Annotated in this window: 14 protein-coding genes and 2 rRNA genes; 3 read left to right on the plus strand and 13 right to left on the minus strand. The window is 70.1% G+C overall.

From position 1 onward, the window contains the following. The first annotated feature begins 4 nt into the window (after nt 1-4). A complete protein-coding gene (locus tag OG709_RS06850; RefSeq protein ID WP_250303165.1) occupies nt 5-1594 on the plus strand; it encodes a PucR family transcriptional regulator in 1590 nt (529 codons plus the stop codon). Nucleotides 1595-1619: 25 nt separating this feature from the next. Here the strand turns inward: OG709_RS06850 and OG709_RS06855 are convergent, their stop codons facing one another. The 6 genes from OG709_RS06855 to OG709_RS06880 form a co-directional block, all read right to left on the minus strand. Next, the gene (locus tag OG709_RS06855; RefSeq protein ID WP_329165258.1) at nt 1620-2738 is read right to left on the minus strand and encodes a glycosyltransferase family 4 protein; all 1119 of its coding nucleotides are present in this window, start codon (nt 2736-2738) and stop codon (nt 1620-1622) included. Between the two features lie 146 nt (nt 2739-2884). After that, nucleotides 2885-3655 (minus strand): hypothetical protein, encoded by a 771-nt coding sequence (locus tag OG709_RS06860; RefSeq protein WP_250303163.1) that lies wholly within the window; start codon nt 3653-3655, stop codon nt 2885-2887. A 95-nt stretch (nt 3656-3750) separates the two neighbouring features. After that, entirely contained in the window at nt 3751-5487 is a 1737-nt protein-coding gene (recN, locus tag OG709_RS06865; protein ID WP_250303162.1) for a DNA repair protein RecN, read from the minus strand. Nucleotides 5488-5571: 84 nt separating this feature from the next. Continuing rightward, complete coding sequence (locus OG709_RS06870) at nt 5572-6507, minus strand: NAD kinase (protein ID WP_250303161.1); 936 nt, start codon at nt 6505-6507, stop codon at nt 5572-5574. Beyond that, a complete protein-coding gene (locus OG709_RS06875; RefSeq protein WP_250303160.1) occupies nt 6504-7319 on the minus strand; it encodes a TlyA family RNA methyltransferase in 816 nt (271 codons plus the stop codon). The genes OG709_RS06870 and OG709_RS06875 overlap by 4 nt, the downstream gene beginning before the upstream one ends. 7 nt (nt 7320-7326) lie before the next feature. Beyond that, on the minus strand, nt 7327-7620 hold the full coding sequence (locus OG709_RS06880; protein WP_250303159.1) for a hypothetical protein: 294 nt from the start codon (nt 7618-7620) through the stop codon (nt 7327-7329). 42 nt (nt 7621-7662) lie between these two features. Here OG709_RS06880 and OG709_RS06885 point away from each other — a divergent pair, with 42 nt between their 5' ends. After that, a complete protein-coding gene (locus tag OG709_RS06885) occupies nt 7663-8010 on the plus strand; it encodes an SCP2 sterol-binding domain-containing protein (RefSeq protein WP_250303158.1) in 348 nt (115 codons plus the stop codon). Here the strand turns inward: OG709_RS06885 and OG709_RS06890 are convergent. From OG709_RS06890 to OG709_RS06905, 4 genes are all read right to left on the minus strand, one after another. Then, a complete protein-coding gene (locus OG709_RS06890) occupies nt 7994-8863 on the minus strand; it encodes an ABC transporter ATP-binding protein (RefSeq protein WP_266643790.1) in 870 nt (289 codons plus the stop codon). The two genes, OG709_RS06885 and OG709_RS06890, sit on opposite strands and share 17 nt — an antisense overlap. 20 nt (nt 8864-8883) lie before the next feature. Beyond that, nucleotides 8884-9921 carry a FecCD family ABC transporter permease gene (locus OG709_RS06895; protein WP_250303156.1) on the minus strand — a complete coding sequence of 346 codons (1038 nt, stop codon included), beginning with the start codon at nt 9919-9921 and terminating at the stop codon, nt 8884-8886. Beyond that, complete coding sequence (locus OG709_RS06900) at nt 9918-10877, minus strand: FecCD family ABC transporter permease (RefSeq protein ID WP_329169067.1); 960 nt, start codon at nt 10875-10877, stop codon at nt 9918-9920. The genes OG709_RS06895 and OG709_RS06900 overlap by 4 nt, the downstream gene beginning before the upstream one ends. A 145-nt stretch (nt 10878-11022) precedes the next feature. Continuing rightward, entirely contained in the window at nt 11023-12051 is a 1029-nt protein-coding gene (locus OG709_RS06905; RefSeq protein ID WP_250303155.1) for an HAD-IIA family hydrolase, read from the minus strand. Between the two features lie 67 nt (nt 12052-12118). On the opposite strand from OG709_RS06905, the gene OG709_RS06910 reads away from it, so the two are divergent. Further along, entirely contained in the window at nt 12119-13396 is a 1278-nt protein-coding gene (locus tag OG709_RS06910; protein WP_266643787.1) for a DUF1015 domain-containing protein, read from the plus strand. Nucleotides 13397-13511: 115 nt separating this feature from the next. On the opposite strand, the gene OG709_RS06915 is transcribed toward OG709_RS06910, so the two are convergent. The 3 genes from OG709_RS06915 to OG709_RS06930 all read right to left on the minus strand — a co-directional run bounded on the left by OG709_RS06915 (nt 13512) and on the right by OG709_RS06930 (nt 19162). Further along, nucleotides 13512-14261, minus strand: a complete 750-nt coding sequence (locus OG709_RS06915) for a tetratricopeptide repeat protein (RefSeq protein WP_250303618.1) — start codon at nt 14259-14261, stop codon at nt 13512-13514. Nucleotides 14262-15809: 1548 nt separating this feature from the next. After that, nucleotides 15810-15926, minus strand: a 5S ribosomal RNA gene (gene rrf / locus OG709_RS06925). Between the two features lie 111 nt (nt 15927-16037). After that, a 23S ribosomal RNA gene (locus OG709_RS06930) occupies nt 16038-19162 on the minus strand. Nucleotides 19163-19400 lie beyond the last annotated feature (238 nt).

Below are 19400 nucleotides of genomic sequence, written 5' to 3' on the forward strand. Positions count from 1 at the left end.
GCCCATGGAGAACCAGGGCGGGATCACGGTGCAGCGGGCGCTTGAGCTGCCGGGGCTGCGCAGTGGGCTGCCCGAGGTCGTGGCGGGCGCCGACCGCCTCGGCCGCACGGTGCGCTGGGTGCACGCCGGTGAGGTGCCGAACATCGCCTCGCTGCTCAAGGGCGGCGAACTGCTGCTCACCACCGGGCTGGGACTCGGCACCCGGCCCGCCGAGCAGCGGGCGTTCGTCCGCAGGCTGGCCGACCGCGGGATCGCCGCGCTCGTGGTGGAGCTGGGCCCGCGCTTCGGCACACTTCCCACGACGCTGGTGGAGACCGCGCGGGCAGCCGGACTGCCCCTGGTCCAGCTGCACCGTGAGGTGCCCTTCGTGTCGGTGACCGAAGAGATCCACACCGAGATCGTCAACGGTCACTACGCGCTGATACAGCGCGCCGACGAGGTGCACCGGCGGTGCACCCAGGCGCTGCTCGGCGGCGGCGGAGTGCCCCAAGTGCTCTCCGTCCTCGCCGAGTTCACCGCCAATCCGGTGTTCCTGGAGACCTCCGACGGGCAGTTGCTGTACGCCGCGGGGGACGGTGAGCCGCTCCAGGTGTGGGAGGGGCTGCGCGGGCACCGGCCCACGGGCGCCGTCCTGGTGGACGTACCGGGCGGCGGGTCCGGCACCGGTTCGGTCCGGGCCAGGCTGGCCCTCCTCCCGGTGGCGGCCCCGCTGGCTCCGGTGCACCGGATGGCCGCCGAGCGGGCGGCCGGGATCCTGGCCGTCGTACTGATGCAGGCCCGGCAGGAGGAGGAGCTGGCCGCACGGGGGCGGGGCGACTTCCTGACCGACCTCGCCGAGGGCCGCGTCTCGGCCCAGGACGCCCCCGCGCAGGCCCGGGTGCTGGGTTTCAAGCCCGGCGACGGCCCTCTGCTGCCCGTGGTGATGCGGCTGGCCGCCGAGCTGTCTCCCTCGGGCAACTGGGCCGTGCTGGCCCGCGCCGTCCTGGAGGAGCTGAGCGCGGTGGGCGTTCCGGTCCTGCTCGGCGTCCGGCCCGTCGAGGGCCGGGTGCCGCTGCTGCTGGGGCTGCGGACGGAGTCGGAGCGCACCGCGGTGGCCGACCGGGTCGCCGTGGCGCTGCGGGCGGGTGTGGCGCGCGCCGGGCTGGAGCGGGCCGGTGCGCATCCGCCGATCGTGGTGGTGGGCGTGGCGGGCGGCTGGGCCGCCGCCTCGGCCGGGCTGCGGCACGCGGCGGAGACGGCCACTGCCGCGCAGGGCCTCTCCGACCGCCCCTGGTACGACGCCCGGCGCCTCGACATCGATCTGCTGCTGTGGCGACTGCGGGACCAGCCGGACCTCGCGGCCTTCGTGGACCGGGCGATCGGGCCGCTGCGCGCGCACGACCGCACCTCGCGGCCGGCGTTGCTGCCCACCCTCGAAACCTATCTGGCGCACGCGGGGCGCAAGGCGGAGACGGCGCGCGAGCTGCATCTCAACCGCCAGACGCTGTACAACCGCCTCGCCCGGATCGCCGAACTCCTGGGCACCGATCTGGACGACCCGCAGGCGGTGCTGGCCCTCGGCCTGGCGCTCCGGGCCCGCCGGCATACGCCCTGATGCGGCCGGGTGCCTGTCGACGGCCTCAGCGGATACGGACCGTCTCGGTCAACTCGTCGTAGATGCTGAGCACTTGGGCCACCGTGTCGTCCTCGGTCGGCCAGCTCCGCGCCTGGGCGCGCCCCGCTTCGGCGAGCAGCAGGCGGCGGGCCGGGTCGGCGAGCAGTCCGGTCACCCGCGCGGCCAGCGCCTCGGGGTCGCCGTACGGCACGAGTTCGGCGGCGTCACCGACCAGCTCGGGCACCCCGCCGACCGCGGTGGCGACCAGCGGCACACCCAGCCGCAGCGCCTCCTGCGCCAGCAGCGACCGCGCCTCCCAACGGCTGGGCAGAACAGCGACATCGGCCGCCGCGAGCAGTTCCGTGACGTCGTCCCGGCTGCCGATGAGCTGGACCGCCAGCGACTCGGTCTCGATGCGGCGCTGGAGTTCGGCCCGCTCCGGGCCCTCGCCCGCGATCACCAGCAGCGGTACGGGATCGAGGTACTGCCAGAGCCGGGCGGCGTCCAGCAGGGCCCCGTAGCCGCGGTGCGCGGCCAGGTTGCCCACGGCCATCAGCAACGGCCGCTCGACCGCGCCGAGTTCGGCGCGCGCCTTGCTCTCCGTCCCGCCCGCGGCCGGTCGGGGTGCGGGGACAGTGACCGGCGCGAGCCGCGCGTCGCGCGCCCCCCGGCGGCGCGCCCTGTCGACCAGTTCGGACGACGTACCGAGCACAACGGCCGCCGCCCTGACAGCCCTTCGCTCCATCAGCCGCGCCAGCCGTCGCCGCGCGCCCTCGGCGTGGGAGCGGGTGTGCAGGGTCACGACCAGCGGCAACCGCAGCCCGCTGAGCGCCAACGAGGCCCGTACGGCGGCGTTCAGACCGTGCGCGTGCACCACGTCGGCGGGCAGACAGGCGGCGCGCAGGGCGGCGACCGCCGCCGGATCACTGCGCCGGGGTACGGGCACGAAGCGCGCGCCCACCTCGCTGAAGCCGTACGCCTCCTCCAACTCGGCGGGGGCGCACACGGTGACGTGCACGCCCCTCTCGACCAGTCCACCGGCGACGGACCGGACGTGTGCGCTGCTGCCAGCGGAGCCGCCACCGAGCACGTGGACGGCGCGCAGAGGTGAACGGCCGTACGGCGGGACCTGGGTGCTGCTCACTGACCGGAGCTCCTGAGTCGGCGTCGGGCGGGGGTGCGCTCCAGGATGCCAGCCCGTACGAACGTTCCGGCACCCTCCTGGCGGGCGAGCCCCTGTGCGGTCGCGTCAACGCGCCTGGGCTGTCACTCACACGGGTGAGCGCCGGCTCAACCCATGGCCGCGCGGCTCACCTTGTCACCGTACGCGGCGGCGGCGAGCACGGCTGCCGCGTGCGCGGCGAGTCCGGCCCGTCCGTTGCCCGCGACGATCGCCACCCCGAGGGCGGCTCCGAGCGCGTGAGCGCCCGCGTCCCCGAGCATGGTCTGCTCGGCCAGGTCGTCGACGACGACCGCGGCTGCCGCTCCCAGCGGGGCCGCGGCCAGCGCTCCGGCGGGGCCGCGGCGGAGCAGTCCGGGGGCCGCGAGCCCGAGCACGGCGACGGTGGCCCGGCCGGGGTGCACGTCCACCAGGTTGACGAAGTGCGCGGTACCGGCGACGACGACCCCGGCGAGCAGCCGGTCGACGGGCCGGTCCTTCAACAGCACGCCTGCGGCGAGACCGGCCGCGCCGATCCCGAAGAGCTTCACGGCGCCGCTGGTGATCTCGCCCTGCCGCAGCGCCCCGAGGTGCGCGCGGAATCCGCGGCGCGGGTCCCCGGCACCGGCGACATCGTCGTAGGCCCCGCAGGCCCCGGCCACGAGGACGGAGAGAGCGGCTGCGCCACGGGCCCGGGGCGGGAACGTGCCGACGGCCGCGCCGAGGGTCGCGCCCACGGTGGTGGCGGGGCCCGCGCAGAGGTCCACCGTGCGCCCGGCGTAGTTCGTGCGCTCCCAGCGGGCAGGGCCGCCCGGGGTGCGGCGGCGCAGCCCGGTGGCGACGGCGCGGGTGGCGCCGAAGGCGGCGAGGAGTGCGGCTGTTCGGGCGCCGTGTCTGCTCATGCGGCCCAGCCTAGGGGGCGCGCTCCGGCGCCCGGCGGGCCGCACCCCATCACTCCCTCTCCCCCTCCGAACTCGGGCTCGCCGGGGGCGCCCCGTCAGCCGTCCGCGCGCGCCGTCGCCAGCAGTTCCTCCGCGTGCGCCCGTGCCGTTTCCGAGTCCTCCTGGCCCGCGAGCATCCGTGAGAGCTCCCGCACCCGGTCCTCGCCCTCCAGGATCGTGACCCCACTGCTGGTCACCGAGCCGTCGTTGGTCTTCTCGACCAGCAGCTGCCGGTCGGCGAAGGCGGCGACCTGCGGCAGATGCGTGACGACCACCACCTGGGCGGACTTCGCCAGCCGGGCCAGCCGCCGCCCGACCTCCACGGCTGCCTTGCCGCCCACTCCGGCGTCGACCTCGTCGAAGAGGTACGTCGGTACGGGGTCGGAACCGGCGAAGACGACCTCGACGGCCAGCATGACCCGCGAGAGCTCACCGCCCGACGCCCCCTTGGAGATCGGCCGTGCCGCCGCACCGGGGTGCGGGGCGAGCAGCAGCTCGACCTCGTCGACGCCCAGCGGTCCGTAGGCGACGAGCCGGCCGCCGACCTCGATGCCCTGCGGGTCCTCGGTCTGGCGGAGGTCGATCGACACCCGGGCGTGCGGCATGGCGAGCGAGGCGAGTTCGGCGGTGACGGCGTCGGCGAACCGGTGCGCCGCCTCCGTACGGGCGTCGGTGAGCGCCTGGGCGAGGCCGGACAGTTCGGCGCGCAGCGTGTCGCGCTCCACTGTCAGTTCACCGATCCGGTCGTCGTCGCCCTCCAGCTCGGTGAGGCGCGCGGCGCCCTCCTCGGCCCAGGCCAGCACGGCGGCGATGTCCGCGCCGTACTTGCGGGTGAGCTGGGTCAGCGCCGCCCGCCGCTCCTCCACCGCGGCGAGCCGCAGCGGGTCGGCGTCCAGATTGTCCGCGTATCCCGCCAGTTCGCCCGAGACGTCGGCGAGCAGGATGCCGATCTCCCCGATGCGTTCGGCGAGCGCGGCCAGCGCCGGGTCGTGGGAGCGTACGGCGTCGAGCGCCCGCCCGGACCCGGCGACCAGGGTCGTCGCGTCGAGGCTCTCGGGGTCCTCCGGGTTGCCGACGAGCGCGGTGTGCGCGGTGGAGGCGGCCGAGGCGAGCGCTTCGGCGTGACCGAGGCGCTCGGCCTCGGCGGCGAGTTCGGCGTCCTCACCCGGCAGCGGCTCCACCGCGGCGACCTCGTCGAGCCCGAAGCGCAGCAGATCCGCCTCCTGGGCCCGCTCGCGTGCCCGGGTGGTCAGTTCGTCCAACTCCACGACCACCTCGCGCAGTCGCCGGTAGGCGGCCGCGTACGTGAGGTGCGGCTTCGCGACGGCCTCGCCCGCGTACCGGTCCAGCGCCTGGCGCTGCCTGGCCGGGCGCAGCAGCCCCTGCTGGTCGGTCTGACCGTGCACGGCGACCAGTTCGTCGGCGAGCTCGGCGAGGAGCCCGACGGGTACGGAGCGCCCGCCGATGTGCGCCCGGGAGCGCCCTTCCGCCGAGATCGTCCGGCTGACCAGCAGCGCCCCGTCGTCCAGCTCGGCGCCCGCTTCCTCGGCGCGTACGGCGGCAGGCGCGTCCGCGGCCATGGTGATCCGCCCCTCGACCACCGCCGACTTGGCACCGAGCCGCACCAGCGCGGCGTCGGCGCGCCCGCCGAGCAGCAGCCCGAGGCTGGTCACGACCATGGTCTTGCCCGCGCCGGTCTCACCGGTCACCGCGGTGAAGCCGGGTGAAAGCTCCACCACGGCGTCGTCGATGACTCCGAGCGACCGTATCCGCATCTCCTCCAACACGGACACGACCTTACGAGGTCCGGGGCCCGGTGTGCGACGGGCCCCGTACCGTCACCCTCCCGTGCACCGGTCGGTCCGGCGCGGGAACACCTAGTTCGGCGCCCCGCGCCAGCCCGCCACCGGCAGGGCGAACTTGGCCACCAGCCGGTCCGTGAACGAGGCGTGGTGCAGCCGTGCCAGCCGTACGGGTACCGCTCCCCGCCGTACCTCCACCCGGGCACCGGCCGGCAGTCCGATCGAACGGCGTCCGTCGCACCACAGGACACCGTGCGGGGTGTGCGGCTGCACCTCGACCGCCAGGACCGAGGCCGGGGAGGTCACCAGCGGCTTGGCGAACAGCGCGTGCGCCCCGATGGGCACCATCAGCAGCGCCTCCACCTCGGGCCACACGACGGGCCCGCCCGCCGAGAAGGCGTACGCCGTCGAACCGGTCGGGGTGGCGCAGACGATGCCGTCGCAGCCGAAGCCGGTCACCGGCCGCCCGTCGATCTCCAGGACGACCTCCAGCATCCGCTCGGGTTCCGTCTTCTGGACGGCGGCCTCGTTGAGTGCCCAGTCCCGGTGCACCACGTCACCGTTGTTGTGCACGACGACGTCGACGGTCATCCGCTCCTCGACCTCGTACGACCGGGTGACCACCCGGTCCACGACCTTGTCGAGGTCGTCGCGCTCGGCCTCGGCGAGGAATCCGACCCGGCCGAGGTTGACGCCGAGCATCGGCACACCCGAGGCGCGCGCGAACTCGGCCCCGCGCAGCAGGGTGCCGTCACCGCCGAGGACGATCAGGAGCTCGCAGCCGTCCAGTGCCGCGGGTGTGGCCTCGGTGACGAGTTCGACCGAGTGCGGCAGCGGCAGATCCGCTGCCTCCGTCGCGAGGACCCGGACCCGCAGCCCGGACTTCAGCAGGCCCTCCACCACCAGCTCGGCGCTGCGGATCGCCGCGGGCCTCCCGGTGTGGGCGAGCAGGAAGACTGTGCGTGAATCTGCTGGTTCTGGTAGTGCTGAAAGTGATGCTGCATCCGTCACTGCGGCCCCTCCGCCACTGCACGCTCCACATCCGCCGGATCGAGCGCGGGCGCATCCGCCCGCAGCCACAGAAAGTACTCGACATTTCCCGAAGGGCCGGGCAGCGGGCTCGCGGTGACCCCCCGTACTCCGAGTCCGAGCTCCGCGGCCTGTCGTGCCACGGTCCTGACGGTCTCCGCCCGCAGCTCCGGGCTGCGGACGACTCCGCCGCTGCCCAGCCGGTCCTTGCCGATCTCGAACTGCGGTTTCACCATCAGCACCAGGTCGGCGTCGGGCCCCGCGCACCGCACCAGGGCGGGCAGCACCAGTCCCAGCGCGATGAACGAGAGATCGCCGACGACGAGGTCGACGGCTTCCCCGCCGATCGCCTCCAGCGTCAACTCGCGTACGTTCGTACGGTCCTTGACGGTGACCCGGTCGTCGCTCTGCAGCGACCAGGCGAGCTGCCCGTACCCGACATCCACCGCGACGACCTGCGCGGCGCCGGACCGCAGCAGTACGTCGGTGAATCCGCCGGTCGACGCCCCCGCGTCGAGCGCCCGGCGTCCCTCGACCCGCAGGCCGAGCGGTACGAACGCCGCAAAGGCACCCGCGAGCTTGTGACCGCCTCGCGAGACGTAGTCCGGGTCGCTGTCGTCCTTGCGTACGACCACGGCCGCGCTCGTCTCGACCTGGGTGGCGGCCTTCGTCGCGGTGGCGCCGCCGACCGTCACCCGCCCTGCCGCGATCAGCTGGCTCGCGTGCTCCCGCGAGCGTGCGAGGCTCCGGCGGACCAGCTCGGCGTCCAGGCGTCGGCGTGCCACTCCTGCCACGTTCGGTTCAGCTCCTGCTGTCGTGAGGAAGGGGACCACGGGCCGGGACCGGCGGTCCCGGGTGTGCGTCCAGCGCGTCGAGCGCCGCGCGCAGTCCCCGGTGTACATCCTCGTACACCCCGACATGTCCGTCGGCGGCGAGGTGGTCGGCATCGGCCAGGCGGTCGAGTACGCCGTCCACCCGTTCGTTCCCGGTGGGCGTACGCACCACACCCAGCGGGGCCGGGGCCGCCGGGTCGTACTCCGCACCGGGCCGGGTCCCGGGCTCGGCCCCGGAGGGCTCCGGCATCGCGTCACTCATGCCCAGACGCTACCGCGAAGCCCTGAGGTACCGTCGATCACGATGGCGACGACAGAAGAGTGCCGCAGCGCCCTCGACAGGCTCTCGGACAACATGGCCCAGGCGAACAGCCAGGTACGCAGTGCGGCGGCGCTCGACCGCTCGCTCAGCTGCCACATCACGGATCTCGATGTCAGCTTCACCGGACGGCTGGTGGACGGCCGCATCCAGGTGCTCGACACACTCCAGGGCCCTCCCCCCGACCGGGCGGAGATCCGGCTCGCCATGAAGGGCGACGACCTGGTGGCGCTGGTGGGCGGCGAGCTGAACTTCGCGAAGGCGTGGGGCTCGGGCCGGGTCCGGCTCGAAGCGGGCTTCCGCGATCTGCTGCGCCTCAGGACGCTGCTGTAACCGTCCGTCCGGTGCGGGCCCCGCGTCCGGCGGGCACCACCAGCGGGGTCCCCGTCTGCGGGTCGTCGATGATCTGGCAGGGCAGCCCGAAGACCTTCTCCACCAGTTCGGCCGTGACCACCTGGGAGGGCGGCCCGGCGGCGACGATCTCGCCGTCCCGCATGGCGATGAGGTGGCTGGCGTAGCGCGCCGCGTGGTTCAGATCGTGCAGTACGGCCACCAGCGTGCGCCCCTGTGTCTCGTGCAGTTCGGCGCAGAGGTCCAGCACGTCGATCTGGTGCTGGATGTCGAGATAGGTGGTCGGCTCGTCGAGCAGCAGCAGCGGGGTCTGCTGGGCCAGCGCCATCGCGATCCACACGCGCTGGCGCTGCCCGCCGGAGAGTTCGTCGACATAGCGATCGGCGAGGTCACCGATGCGGGTCGCCGCCATCGATTCCTCGACAATCCGCTCGTCGTCGGTCGACCACTGCCGCAGCAGCCCCTGGTGCGGATAGCGCCCGCGCGCCACCAGGTCGGCGACCGTGATGCCGTCCGGCGCGATCGAGGACTGCGGGAGCAGACCGAGCGTCCTGGCCACCTGCTTGGCGGGCAGCGAGCCGATCGCCTGCCCGTCGAGGAGCACCTGACCCCGTACCGGCTTCAACATGCGCGAAAGGGCTCGCAGCAATGTCGACTTGCCGCAGGCGTTGGGGCCGACGATCACGGTGAAGGAGTGGTCGGGGATCTCGACCGAGAGGTTCTCGGCGATGGTCCGCTGCTCGTAGCCGAGGGTGACCGATTCGGCGGTGAGCCGCTGCGTACTCGGGCTCCCGGCAACGCCGTTGCCCCTGGGCGCGCTCTTGCTCCTGGACATGCGCGTACTCCTGGAAGTCATCAGATCCGTCCTGCCTTGCGTTCGGAGACCAGCAGCCACAGCAGATAGCACCCGCCGAGCACCGCGGTCACCACGCCTACCGGCAACTGGCGGTCGCCGAAGGCCCGTTGGGCGGTCCAGTCGGCCACCACCAGCAGGGCGGCGCCCATGAGGGCGGAGGGAAGGAGATTGGCGCCGGGCGCGCGGGTCAGCCGCCGGGCGAGCTGGGGCGCGCTGAGCGCCACGAAGACGATCGGTCCTGCCGCGGCGGTGGCCACCGCGGTGAGCAGCACCGCGGCCAGCATCAGCACCAGCCGGGTCCGCTCGACCCGCACCCCCAGCGCGTATGCCGCGTCGTCACCCATCTCCAGCATCCTGAGGTTGCGCCCGTACCCGAGGACCAGCGGTACCAGGACCGCGCAGGTCACCAGGAGCGGCCAGACCTGCGACCAGTCCCGCCCGTCGAGCGAGCCGGTCATCCAGACGACGGCGCGGGTCGCGTCGACCAGATCGGCCTTGGTGAGCAGATAGCTGTTGCAGGCGGTGAGCATGGCGGCGGCGCCGATGCCGACGAGCACCAGCCGGTAGCCGTGCACGCCCCGCTTCCACGCCAGCAGGTACACGACCACGCCCGTCACCAGGCCGCCCACGATCGCCCCGCCGGACACCGCGGCGGCTCCCCCGTGGAAGAGCACGATCACGGTGAGCGCCCCGACGCTCGCGCCCTGCCCGAAGCCGATCACGTCCGGACTGCCCAGCGGATTGCGGGAGATGGACTGGAACACCGCGCCCGCGATGCCCAGCGCGGCCCCCACCAGCAGGGCGACGAGGACCCTGGGGAGCCTGAGGTCGTCGACGATGAACTCCTGGGCGGTGGTGCCGCCGCCCAGCAGCGTACGGACGACATCGCCGGGCGCCATCGGGTAGTCGCCGCTGCCGATGAGGACGACGCCGGCCGCCAGCGCCACGACGGCCAGCAGCAGGACGACGACGGCGGACCTGACATCGACCCGGACGGAGAGCCCTCCCCGGGTGCGTATCGCGTGTACGGCTTTCACAGCTGGGCCATCCTCCGGCGGCGTACGAGAAAGATGAAGACGGGACCGCCGATGAGCGCGGTCACGATGCCGACCTGGAGTTCGGCCGGGCGGGCGACGACCCTGCCGATCACGTCGGCGCCCAGCAGCAGCACCGGGGAGAGCACCGCCGCGTACGGCAGGGACCAGCGCATGTCGGGTCCGGTGACGGCCCGGACGAGGTGCGGAACCATCAGCCCGATGAAGACGATCGGCCCGCAGGCGGCGGTCGCGGCCCCGCAGAGCAGGGTGACGGCGATCATCGCGAGCACCCTGGTACGGGTGAGATGCGCGCCCAGCGCTCTCGCGGTGTCGTCGCCCAGCGCCATGGCGTTGAGGGGCCGGGCGATGGACAGCGCGACGAGCAGCCCGGCCACCACGAACGGCCACACCTGGGAGACGGTGCCGGTGGTGGCCGTCGCCAGCGAACCGACGGTCCAGAAGCGCAGTTTGTCGAGCGTGGCCGAGTCCAGCAGCTGTACGGCGTTGACGTAGCCGTAGAGGGCGGCGGTGACAGCGGTACCGGCGAGCGCCAGCCGTACCGGGGTGGCACCGCGGCTCCCGCTCAGGACGTACACGAGCACCGAGACGACGGCGGCGCCCGCGAACGCGAACCACACATAGCCGGTGAAGGAGCTGACGCCGAAGAAGCTCATCGCGGAGACCACCGCCGCCGAGGCCCCCGCGTTGACGCCGAGGACGCCCGGCTCGGCGAGGGGGTTGCGGGTGAGGGCCTGCATGACCGCTCCGGCGACCCCGAGGGCGGAACCGACGAGCAGCCCCAGCAGGGTGCGAGGGACCCGTACCTCACGGACGAGTACGTCGTTGCCCTGCCCCGAGGCGTGCACCAGGCCGTGCCACACATCGCCTATCGGCACCGCCTTGGCTCCGATCGCGATGCTCGCGACGGCGACCAGGAGCAGCACGGCCAGGGACAGCAGCAGCCCGGCGGCGCGCGCCACGGAGCGCCGAGGGGGCGCGGGGGCAGGCTCCGCGCGCTGACTGGGGGGACTGTCGACCAACACGCAGTTAGGTTAGCCTACCCTCGCTTCAATCTTCGAGGGGGTCCGCCGGGGGAACCTCTCAGAGCCCGACGCGGGACAGCGCCTTGCCCCCGTCGAGAGCGCAGGAGCCGTCTCCCGCGTACGTCCAGGCCGCGGCGCACAGCGCCCGCAGCCCGTCCAGCGCATCACCCGCACCGTCGACGGCCAGCGCGTCGTCGCGCACCGAAGCGGTCCAGCCCCCACAGCTGAACCGGCCGCCGTCCCCGGTCACTTCGGGCTGACCGGTCAGCAGCCCCCGCAGGTCGGCGTCCACATAGGTCGGCCGGTGCTCGGGACGGGCGGCCAGCAGTTGCGCCCCGTCGGTCACCCCGGTCAGGACCAGCAGCGAGTCCACGCCGCCGTTGAACGCGCCCTCGATGTCGGTGTCCAGCCGGTCGCCGACCACCAGCGGCCGTTCGGCGCCGGTCCGCAGCACCGTCTCCCGGTGCATCGGGGGCAGCGGCTTCCCCGCCACCTGCGGCTCGGCGCCGGTGGCGATCCGTACGACCTCGACCGCGGCCCCGTTGCCCGGCGCGATCCCGCGCGCGCTGGGGATGGTCAGGTCCGTGTTGGACGCGAACCACGGCACACCGCTGTTGATCGCGTACGCCGCTTCCGCGAACCGGGACCATGCCAGGTCGGGCCCGCCGTACCCCTGCGCCACCGCGAGCGGCGAGTCGTCCGCCGAGTCCACCGGCTCCAGACCGCGCTCGCGCAGCGCGACCCGGAGCCCTTCGCCACCGATCACCAACACCTTCGCGCCCGCCGGGACCTGATCGGCGATCAGCCGGGACACCGCCTGCGCCGAGGTGATGACATCGGCGGCCTCCGCGGGCACGCCCAGCTCGGTCAGGTGCTGTGCCACGGCCGTCGGCGTGCGCAGCGCGTTGTTGGTGACGTACGCCAGGTGCATACCGCCGTTCCGGGCGGCGCCGAGAGACTCGACGGCATGGCCGATGGCCTCGCCGCCCGCGTACACCACCCCGTCCAGATCGAGCAGAGCGGTGTCGTACGCATCGTTCAGCGCAGTCCTGCTGCCGTCGGGCCTGGTCCTGCTCTGCCGGGTCATCTCACTCCTCGTTCGCTGCTTCTCCCCCGATCATCCCGCATCACGGAACCGCACTTACCATGCAGCAATGACTTCAAGTGGTCGGCACGCGGACAACGGATTGCACCTGTTCCCCTTCCGCGGACTGCGCTACGTCCCCGAGCGGGTGGGCAGCCTCGCGGCCGTCACCTCGCCGCCGTACGACGTCGTGGTCAGGCCGGACGGCCTGCTGCACCTGGAGTCCGCCGACCCGCACAACATCGTCCGGCTGATCCTGCCGCAGGCCGACACCCCCGCCGCCCGCAACGAGAAGGCCGCCGCGACGCTCGCCCACTGGCTCGCGGACGGCATCCTCGCCCCCGACGCCGAGCCCGCGCTGTACGTGTACGAGCAGCGCCACGGTGATGTGCTCCAGCGCGGCCTGATCGGCGCGCTGGCCCTGTCCACCCCCGAGGAGGGGATCGTCCTCCCCCACGAGGACGTGATGGCGGACATCGTCGAGGACCGGGCGGCGCTGATGCGGACGACGGCCGTCAATTTCGAACCGCTGCTCCTGACGTACCGCAGCGACGGCAGCGCGACCGGCGCCACCGCTGTCATCGACCGCACCATCGCCCGGCCGCCGCTGCTCGCGACGACCACCGAGGACGGATTCAGCCACCGGCTCTGGTCGCTGACCGATCCGGCGGAGATCACGGCGGCCCGGTCCGATCTCGCGGGACGCCAGGCCCTGATCGCCGACGGACACCACCGTTGGGCGACGTATCTGCGGCTGCGCGACGAGCATCCGGGGCCCGGCCCCTGGAACTACGGCCTGGTGCTCCTCATCGACACCGTCCGCTATCCGCTCCGGGTCCGCGCCATCCACCGGCTGCTGCACCGGCTGCCGGTCGCCGAGGCCCTGGCGGCGGTGGCGGACACCTTCCGGGTCCGCACGGTGGGGGGCCTCCCGCAGGCGCTGGACGCTCTCGGCGCGGCGGCTGCCGAGGGCAACGCCTTTCTGCTGGCGGGGGACGGCGCCTTCCACCTCGTCGACCGGCCTTCCGCGGAGCTGCTGGCCCGTACGGTCCCCACGGACCACCCGCCGGCCTGGCGCACGCTGGACGCGACCGTCCTGCACCACACGCTGCTGGACGAGGTCTGGCGGATTCCTGACACGCCGGAGCACATCGCGTACATCCACGCCACGGACGCGGCGGTCGAGCAGGCGGAACGGCGCGGGGGGACGGCTGTCCTCATGCATCCGGTACGCGAGGAGGTCGTCCGGGATCTGGCCCGCCAGGGTGTGACGATGCCTCGCAAGTCGACTTCGTTCGGCCCGAAACCGGCGACGGGCCTGGTCCTGCGCAGCCTCACCATCGACTGAGCGGCTGATCGGCCGGGATGACACCGGGAACTCATCGGGAAAACAGCGAAGGGCCGCACCCCGGTGACCGGGGTGCGGCCCTTCTCACTTGCTCTGCTGCTCTGCTCAGACGGACTCAGTCCTGGTCGTCGCCCTTGGCGCGGCCGGGACGGTCGTCGTCGGCCTCCGCACCGGACTCCTCGTCGTCCGACAGCGCGTCGTCCAGCAGCTCATCGGGGTCGTCGCCCGACTCGTGCTCGACGTCGACGAACTCCACGCCCTCCAGCTCGGCAAGCCGGTCCGAGGCATCCGTGGCGCCGTCCTTGTCGGACTCGATGGTCTTGGCGAACCACTCGCGCGCCTCGTCCTCGCGCCCGGCCGCGAGCAGCGCGTCGGCGTACGCGTACCGCAGCCGAGCGGTCCACGGCTGTACCGAGTTCGACGCCAGTTCGGGGCTCTGCAACGTCACGATCGCCGCGTCGATCTGCCCCATGTCCCGGCGCGCGCCGGCGGCGACCAGTCGCATCTCGACCTGGCCCGCCTTGTCGAGCTTCGCCACCTCGGGCTCGCCGGCCATCGCCATCGCACGCTCGGGCCGCCCCAGTCCACGCTCGCAGTCCGCCATGACGGGCCACAGGTCGACGGTGCCGGTCATCCGGCGGGTGGCACGGAACTCGGCGAGGGCCTCCGTGTACTTCTGTGTGGCGTACGCGGCGAAGCCGGCCGCCTCACGCACGGCGGCCACCCGCGAGGCCAGGCGGAGCGCGATGCGCGCGTACGCGTAGGCCTCCTCCGGGTCCTCGTCGATGAGCCGGGCGACCATCACCAGGTTCTTCGCGACATCCTCGGCGAGGGTCTTCGGCAGGCTCATCAGCTCCTGCCGCACGTCCTTGTCGATCTCCTGACCGGTGACGTCCTCGGGGATCGGCAGCCGCTTGACGGGCTCGCGGTCGCGGTCCCGGTCGTCGCGCTGGAAGCCACCACCACTGCCACGGTCGTCGCGCTGCCCGCCACGGTAGCCACCGCGGTCCCGGTCGTCGCGCTGTCCACCGCGGTAGCCACCGCCGGTGCCACGGTCCCGGCTGTCCCCGCGGCTGTCGTCACGGCGGAAGCCGCCACGGTCGCCACCGCGGTCGTCACGTCGCTCGCTTCCACGGTCGTCACGTCGGCCGTAGCTGCCCCCGCTGGGACGGTCGTCGCGACGGAAACCGCCGCCCCGCTCGTCGTCACGACGCGGGCCGCTGGAGGGGCGGTCGTCGCGACCGCCGCGGTACCCACCGCTGCTGGACGCGGGACGGCCACCACGGTCGTCGCGCCGCTCGAAGCCACCACCACTGGGACGGCCACCACGGTTGTCGTCACGGCGGTCATCGCGCCGGTCGTCACGGCGGAAAGGCGGACGGTCATCGCGACGGGCAAACCCACCACCGCTGCTCGGACGCCCACCACGCTCGTCATCACGACGCGGACCGCTCGACCGGTCGTCGCGCTGTCCACCGCGGTAGCCACCGCCGGTGCCACGGTCGCCACGGCTGTCGTCACGGCGGAAGCCGCCGCGGTCACCACCACGGTCGTCACGTCGGCCGTACGAACCGCCCGAGGAACTGGAGGGGCGGTCGTCGCGACCGCCGCGGTACCCACCGCTGGTGGACGCGGGACGGCCACCACGGTCGTCGCGCCGCTCGAAGCCACCACCACTGGGACGGCCACCACGGTTGTCGTCACGCCGATCGTCACGGCGGTCATCGCGCCGGTCGTCACGGCGGTCGTCACGGCGGTCGTCACGGCGGAAAGGCGGACGGTCATCGCGACGGGCAAACCCACCACCGCTGCTCGGACGCCCACCACGCTCGTCATCACGACGGCCGTACGAACCACCCGAGGAATTCGAGGAACGGTCGTCACGACCACCGCGGAAGCCACCACCGCTGGACGCCGGACGGCCACCACGGTCGTCGCGCTGCCCGCCGCGGTAGCCACCGCCGCTGCTCGGACGGCCACCACGGTCATCGTCACGACGCGGGCCGCTGGGACGGTCATCGCGACCGCCACGGAACCCTCCGCCTGTGCCGACCGGACGGCCACCGCGGTCATCACGGCGCGGGCCACCGGAGGAACGGTCGTCACGACCGCCACGGAACCCGGTACCGCCGCGGCTGTCGTCGCGGCGGAAGCCGCCGCGGTCGTTGTCCCTGCGGGGCCCACTGGAACGGTCGTCACGACCACCGCGGAATCCGCCCTGGTCACCGCCGTCCCGGCGACGCGGCTCGCGCTCCGGACGGTCGTCGGGGGAGTTGGTGGACATCGGTGTGACTCCTGTCTTCGGGTACCGCAGTCATTCTCACGCAATCGGCGATCCGACGCGCTTCGGGAAATAAAAAAAAGGACCTTTGGTCCCAGCGTGAACGCTGGGACCAAAGGTCCTTCAAAGATTGTTCGGCGGCGTCCTACTCTCCCACAGGGTCCCCCCTGCAGTACCATCGGCGCTGAAAGGCTTAGCTTCCGGGTTCGGAATGTAACCGGGCGTTTCCCTAACGCTATGACCACCGAAACCCTATTTGGGCTCTAGCGAACAAGCACACTCTTCAATTAAGTAAGTGAAACAAGTTCCGCCGGCACGACCGTTCGTGGCCTGGGAACAACACAGTGGACGCGAGCAACTGAGGACAAGCCCTCGGCCTATTAGTACCAGTCAGCTCCACCCGTTACCGGGCTTCCACATCTGGCCTATCAACCCAGTCGTCTACTGGGAGCCTTAACCCCTCAAAGGGGGTGGGAATACTCATCTCGAAGCAGGCTTCCCGCTTAGATGCTTTCAGCGGTTATCCTTTCCGAACGTAGCCAACCAGCCATGCCCTTGGCAGGACAACTGGCACACCAGAGGTTCGTCCGTCCCGGTCCTCTCGTACTAGGGACAGCCCTTCTCAATATTCCTACGCGCACAGAGGATAGGGACCGAACTGTCTCACGACGTTCTAAACCCAGCTCGCGTACCGCTTTAATGGGCGAACAGCCCAACCCTTGGGACCGACTCCAGCCCCAGGATGCGACGAGCCGACATCGAGGTGCCAAACCATCCCGTCGATATGGACTCTTGGGGAAGATCAGCCTGTTATCCCCGGGGTACCTTTTATCCGTTGAGCGACAGCGCTTCCACAAGCCACTGCCGGATCACTAGTCCCGACTTTCGTCCCTGCTCGACCCGTCGGTCTCACAGTCAAGCTCCCTTGTGCACTTACACTCAACACCTGATTGCCAACCAGGCTGAGGGAACCTTTGGGCGCCTCCGTTACTCTTTAGGAGGCAACCGCCCCAGTTAAACTACCCATCAGACACTGTCCCTGATCCGGATCACGGACCGAGGTTAGACATCCAGCACGACCAGAGTGGTATTTCAACGACGACTCCACAATCACTGGCGTGACCGCTTCAAAGTCTCCCACCTATCCTACACAAGCCGAACCGAACACCAATATCAAACTATAGTAAAGGTCCCGGGGTCTTTCCGTCCTTCTGCGCGAAACGAGCATCTTTACTCGTAGTGCAATTTCACCGGGCCTATGGTTGAGACAGTCGAGAAGTCGTTACGCCATTCGTGCAGGTCGGAACTTACCCGACAAGGAATTTCGCTACCTTAGGATGGTTATAGTTACCACCGCCGTTTACTGGCGCTTAAGTTCTCAGCTTCGCCACACCGAAATGTGACTAACCGGTCCCCTTAACGTTCCAGCACCGGGCAGGCGTCAGTCCGTATACATCGCCTTACGGCTTCGCACGGACCTGTGTTTTTAGTAAACAGTCGCTTCTCGCTGGTCTCTGCGGCCACCCCCAGCTCACCGAGTAAATCGGATCACCAAGAATGGCCCCCCTTCTCCCGAAGTTACGGGGGCATTTTGCCGAGTTCCTTAACCATAGTTCACCCGAACGCCTCGGTATTCTCTACCTGACCACCTGAGTCGGTTTAGGGTACGGGCCGCCATGAAACTCGCTAGAGGCTTTTCTCGACAGCATAGGATCATCCACTTCACCACAATCGGCTCGGCATCAGGTCTCAGACTATGTGTTACGCGGATTTGCCTACGTAACGTCCTACACCCTTACCCCGGGACAACCACCGCCCGGGCTGGACTACCTTCCTGCGTCACCCCATCGCTTACCTAGTACAGATCTGGTTCGACGGCTCCACCACTCCCCTTCACCCGAAGGATCCAGGACGGCTTCACGGCCTTAGCATCGTCTGATTCAGTATTGGGCGTTTCAAAGCGGGTACCGGAATATCAACCGGTTGTCCATCGACTACGCCTGTCGGCCTCGCCTTAGGTCCCGACTTACCCTGGGCAGATCAGCTTGACCCAGGAACCCTTAGTCAATCGGCGCACACGTTTCTCACGTGTGTATCGCTACTCATGCCTGCATTCTCACTCGTGAACCGTCCACAACTCGCTTCCGCGGCTGCTTCACCCGGCACACGACGCTCCCCTACCCATCCCAGCCCCCGTTGGGGGTATGTGCTGGAATGACACGACTTCGGCGGTACGCTTGAGCCCCGCTACATTGTCGGCGCGGAATCACTTGACCAGTGAGCTATTACGCACTCTTTCAAGGGTGGCTGCTTCTAAGCCAACCTCCTGGTTGTCTCTGCGACTCCACATCCTTTTCCACTTAGCGTACGCTTAGGGGCCTTAGTCGATGCTCTGGGCTGTTTCCCTCTCGACCATGGAGCTTATCCCCCACAGTCTCACTGCCGCGCTCTCACTTACCGGCATTCGGAGTTTGGCTAAGGTCAGTAACCCGGTAGGGCCCATCGCCTATCCAGTGCTCTACCTCCGGCAAGAAACACACGACGCTGCACCTAAATGCATTTCGGGGAGAACCAGCTATCACGGAGTTTGATTGGCCTTTCACCCCTAACCACAGGTCATCCCCCAGGTTTTCAACCCTGGTGGGTTCGGTCCTCCACGACCTCTTACAGCCGCTTCAACCTGCCCATGGCTAGATCACTCCGCTTCGGGTCTAGAGCGTGCAACTCAAACGCCCTATTAGGACTCGCTTTCGCTACGGCTTCCCCACACGGGTTAACCTCGCTACACACCGCTAACTCGCAGGCTCATTCTTCAAAAGGCACGCAGTCACGACTAACAGTACAAGTACTGTCAGCGACGCTCCCACGGCTTGTAGGCACACGGTTTCAGGTACTATTTCACTCCGCTCCCGCGGTACTTTTCACCATTCCCTCACGGTACTATCCGCTATCGGTCACCAGGGAATATTTAGGCTTAGCGGGTGGTCCCGCCAGATTCACACGGGATTTCTCGGGCCCCGTGCTACTTGGGAGTCACACAAGCAAGCCGTTGATGTTTCAGCTACGGGGGTCTTACCCTCTACGCCGGACCTTTCGCATGTCCTTCGCCTACACCAACGGTTTCTGACTTGCCCAACAGCCGGCAGACTATTGAAGTGCAATCCCACAACCCCGCATGCGCAACCCCTGCCGGGTATCACACACATACGGTTTGGCCTCATCCGGTTTCGCTCGCCACTACTCCCGGAATCACGGTTGTTTTCTCTTCCTGAGGGTACTGAGATGTTTCACTTCCCCTCGTTCCCTCCACATGCCCTATGTGTTCAGGCATGGGTGACAGCCCATGACGACTGCCGGGTTTCCCCATTCGGAAACCCCCGGATCAAAGCCTGGTTGACGGCTCCCCGGGGACTATCGTGGCCTCCCACGTCCTTCATCGGTTCCTGGTGCCAAGGCATCCACCGTGCGCCCTTAAAAACTTGGCCACAGATGCTCGCGTCCACTGTGCAGTTCTCAAACAACGACCAGCCACCCATCACCCCACTGACAAACAGTGAGTGCACTGGGGCCGGCAACCTGAAGACTCAGGCTCAACAGAGCCCGTACCTTCAGACACCCAACAGCGTGCCCGACCCGACCGATCCCCCTCACCCTCCACGCCGAAGCAGTACTAGTGAGAACAACCTGTCGTGCCGAGTAGTCAACGTTCCACCCATGAGCAAC

Origin of the sequence: Streptomyces sp. NBC_01267 (assembly GCF_036241575.1) — a bacterium.
Classification (GTDB): Bacteria; Actinomycetota; Actinomycetes; order Streptomycetales; family Streptomycetaceae; genus Streptomyces.

Coding starts and splice junctions, on each gene's coding strand:
- OG709_RS06905 (WP_250303155.1), bottom strand. CDS start 12,051: ATGACCCGGCAGAGCAGGACCAGGCCCGACGGCAGCAGGACTGCGCTG.
- OG709_RS06910 (WP_266643787.1), top strand. CDS start 12,119: ATGACTTCAAGTGGTCGGCACGCGGACAACGGATTGCACCTGTTCCCC.
- OG709_RS06860 (WP_250303163.1), bottom strand. CDS start 3,655: ATGAGCAGACACGGCGCCCGAACAGCCGCACTCCTCGCCGCCTTCGGC.
- OG709_RS06885 (WP_250303158.1), top strand. CDS start 7,663: ATGGCGACGACAGAAGAGTGCCGCAGCGCCCTCGACAGGCTCTCGGAC.
- OG709_RS06880 (WP_250303159.1), bottom strand. CDS start 7,620: ATGAGTGACGCGATGCCGGAGCCCTCCGGGGCCGAGCCCGGGACCCGG.
- OG709_RS06890 (WP_266643790.1), bottom strand. CDS start 8,863: ATGTCCAGGAGCAAGAGCGCGCCCAGGGGCAACGGCGTTGCCGGGAGC.
- OG709_RS06850 (WP_250303165.1), top strand. CDS start 5: ATGGAGAACCAGGGCGGGATCACGGTGCAGCGGGCGCTTGAGCTGCCG.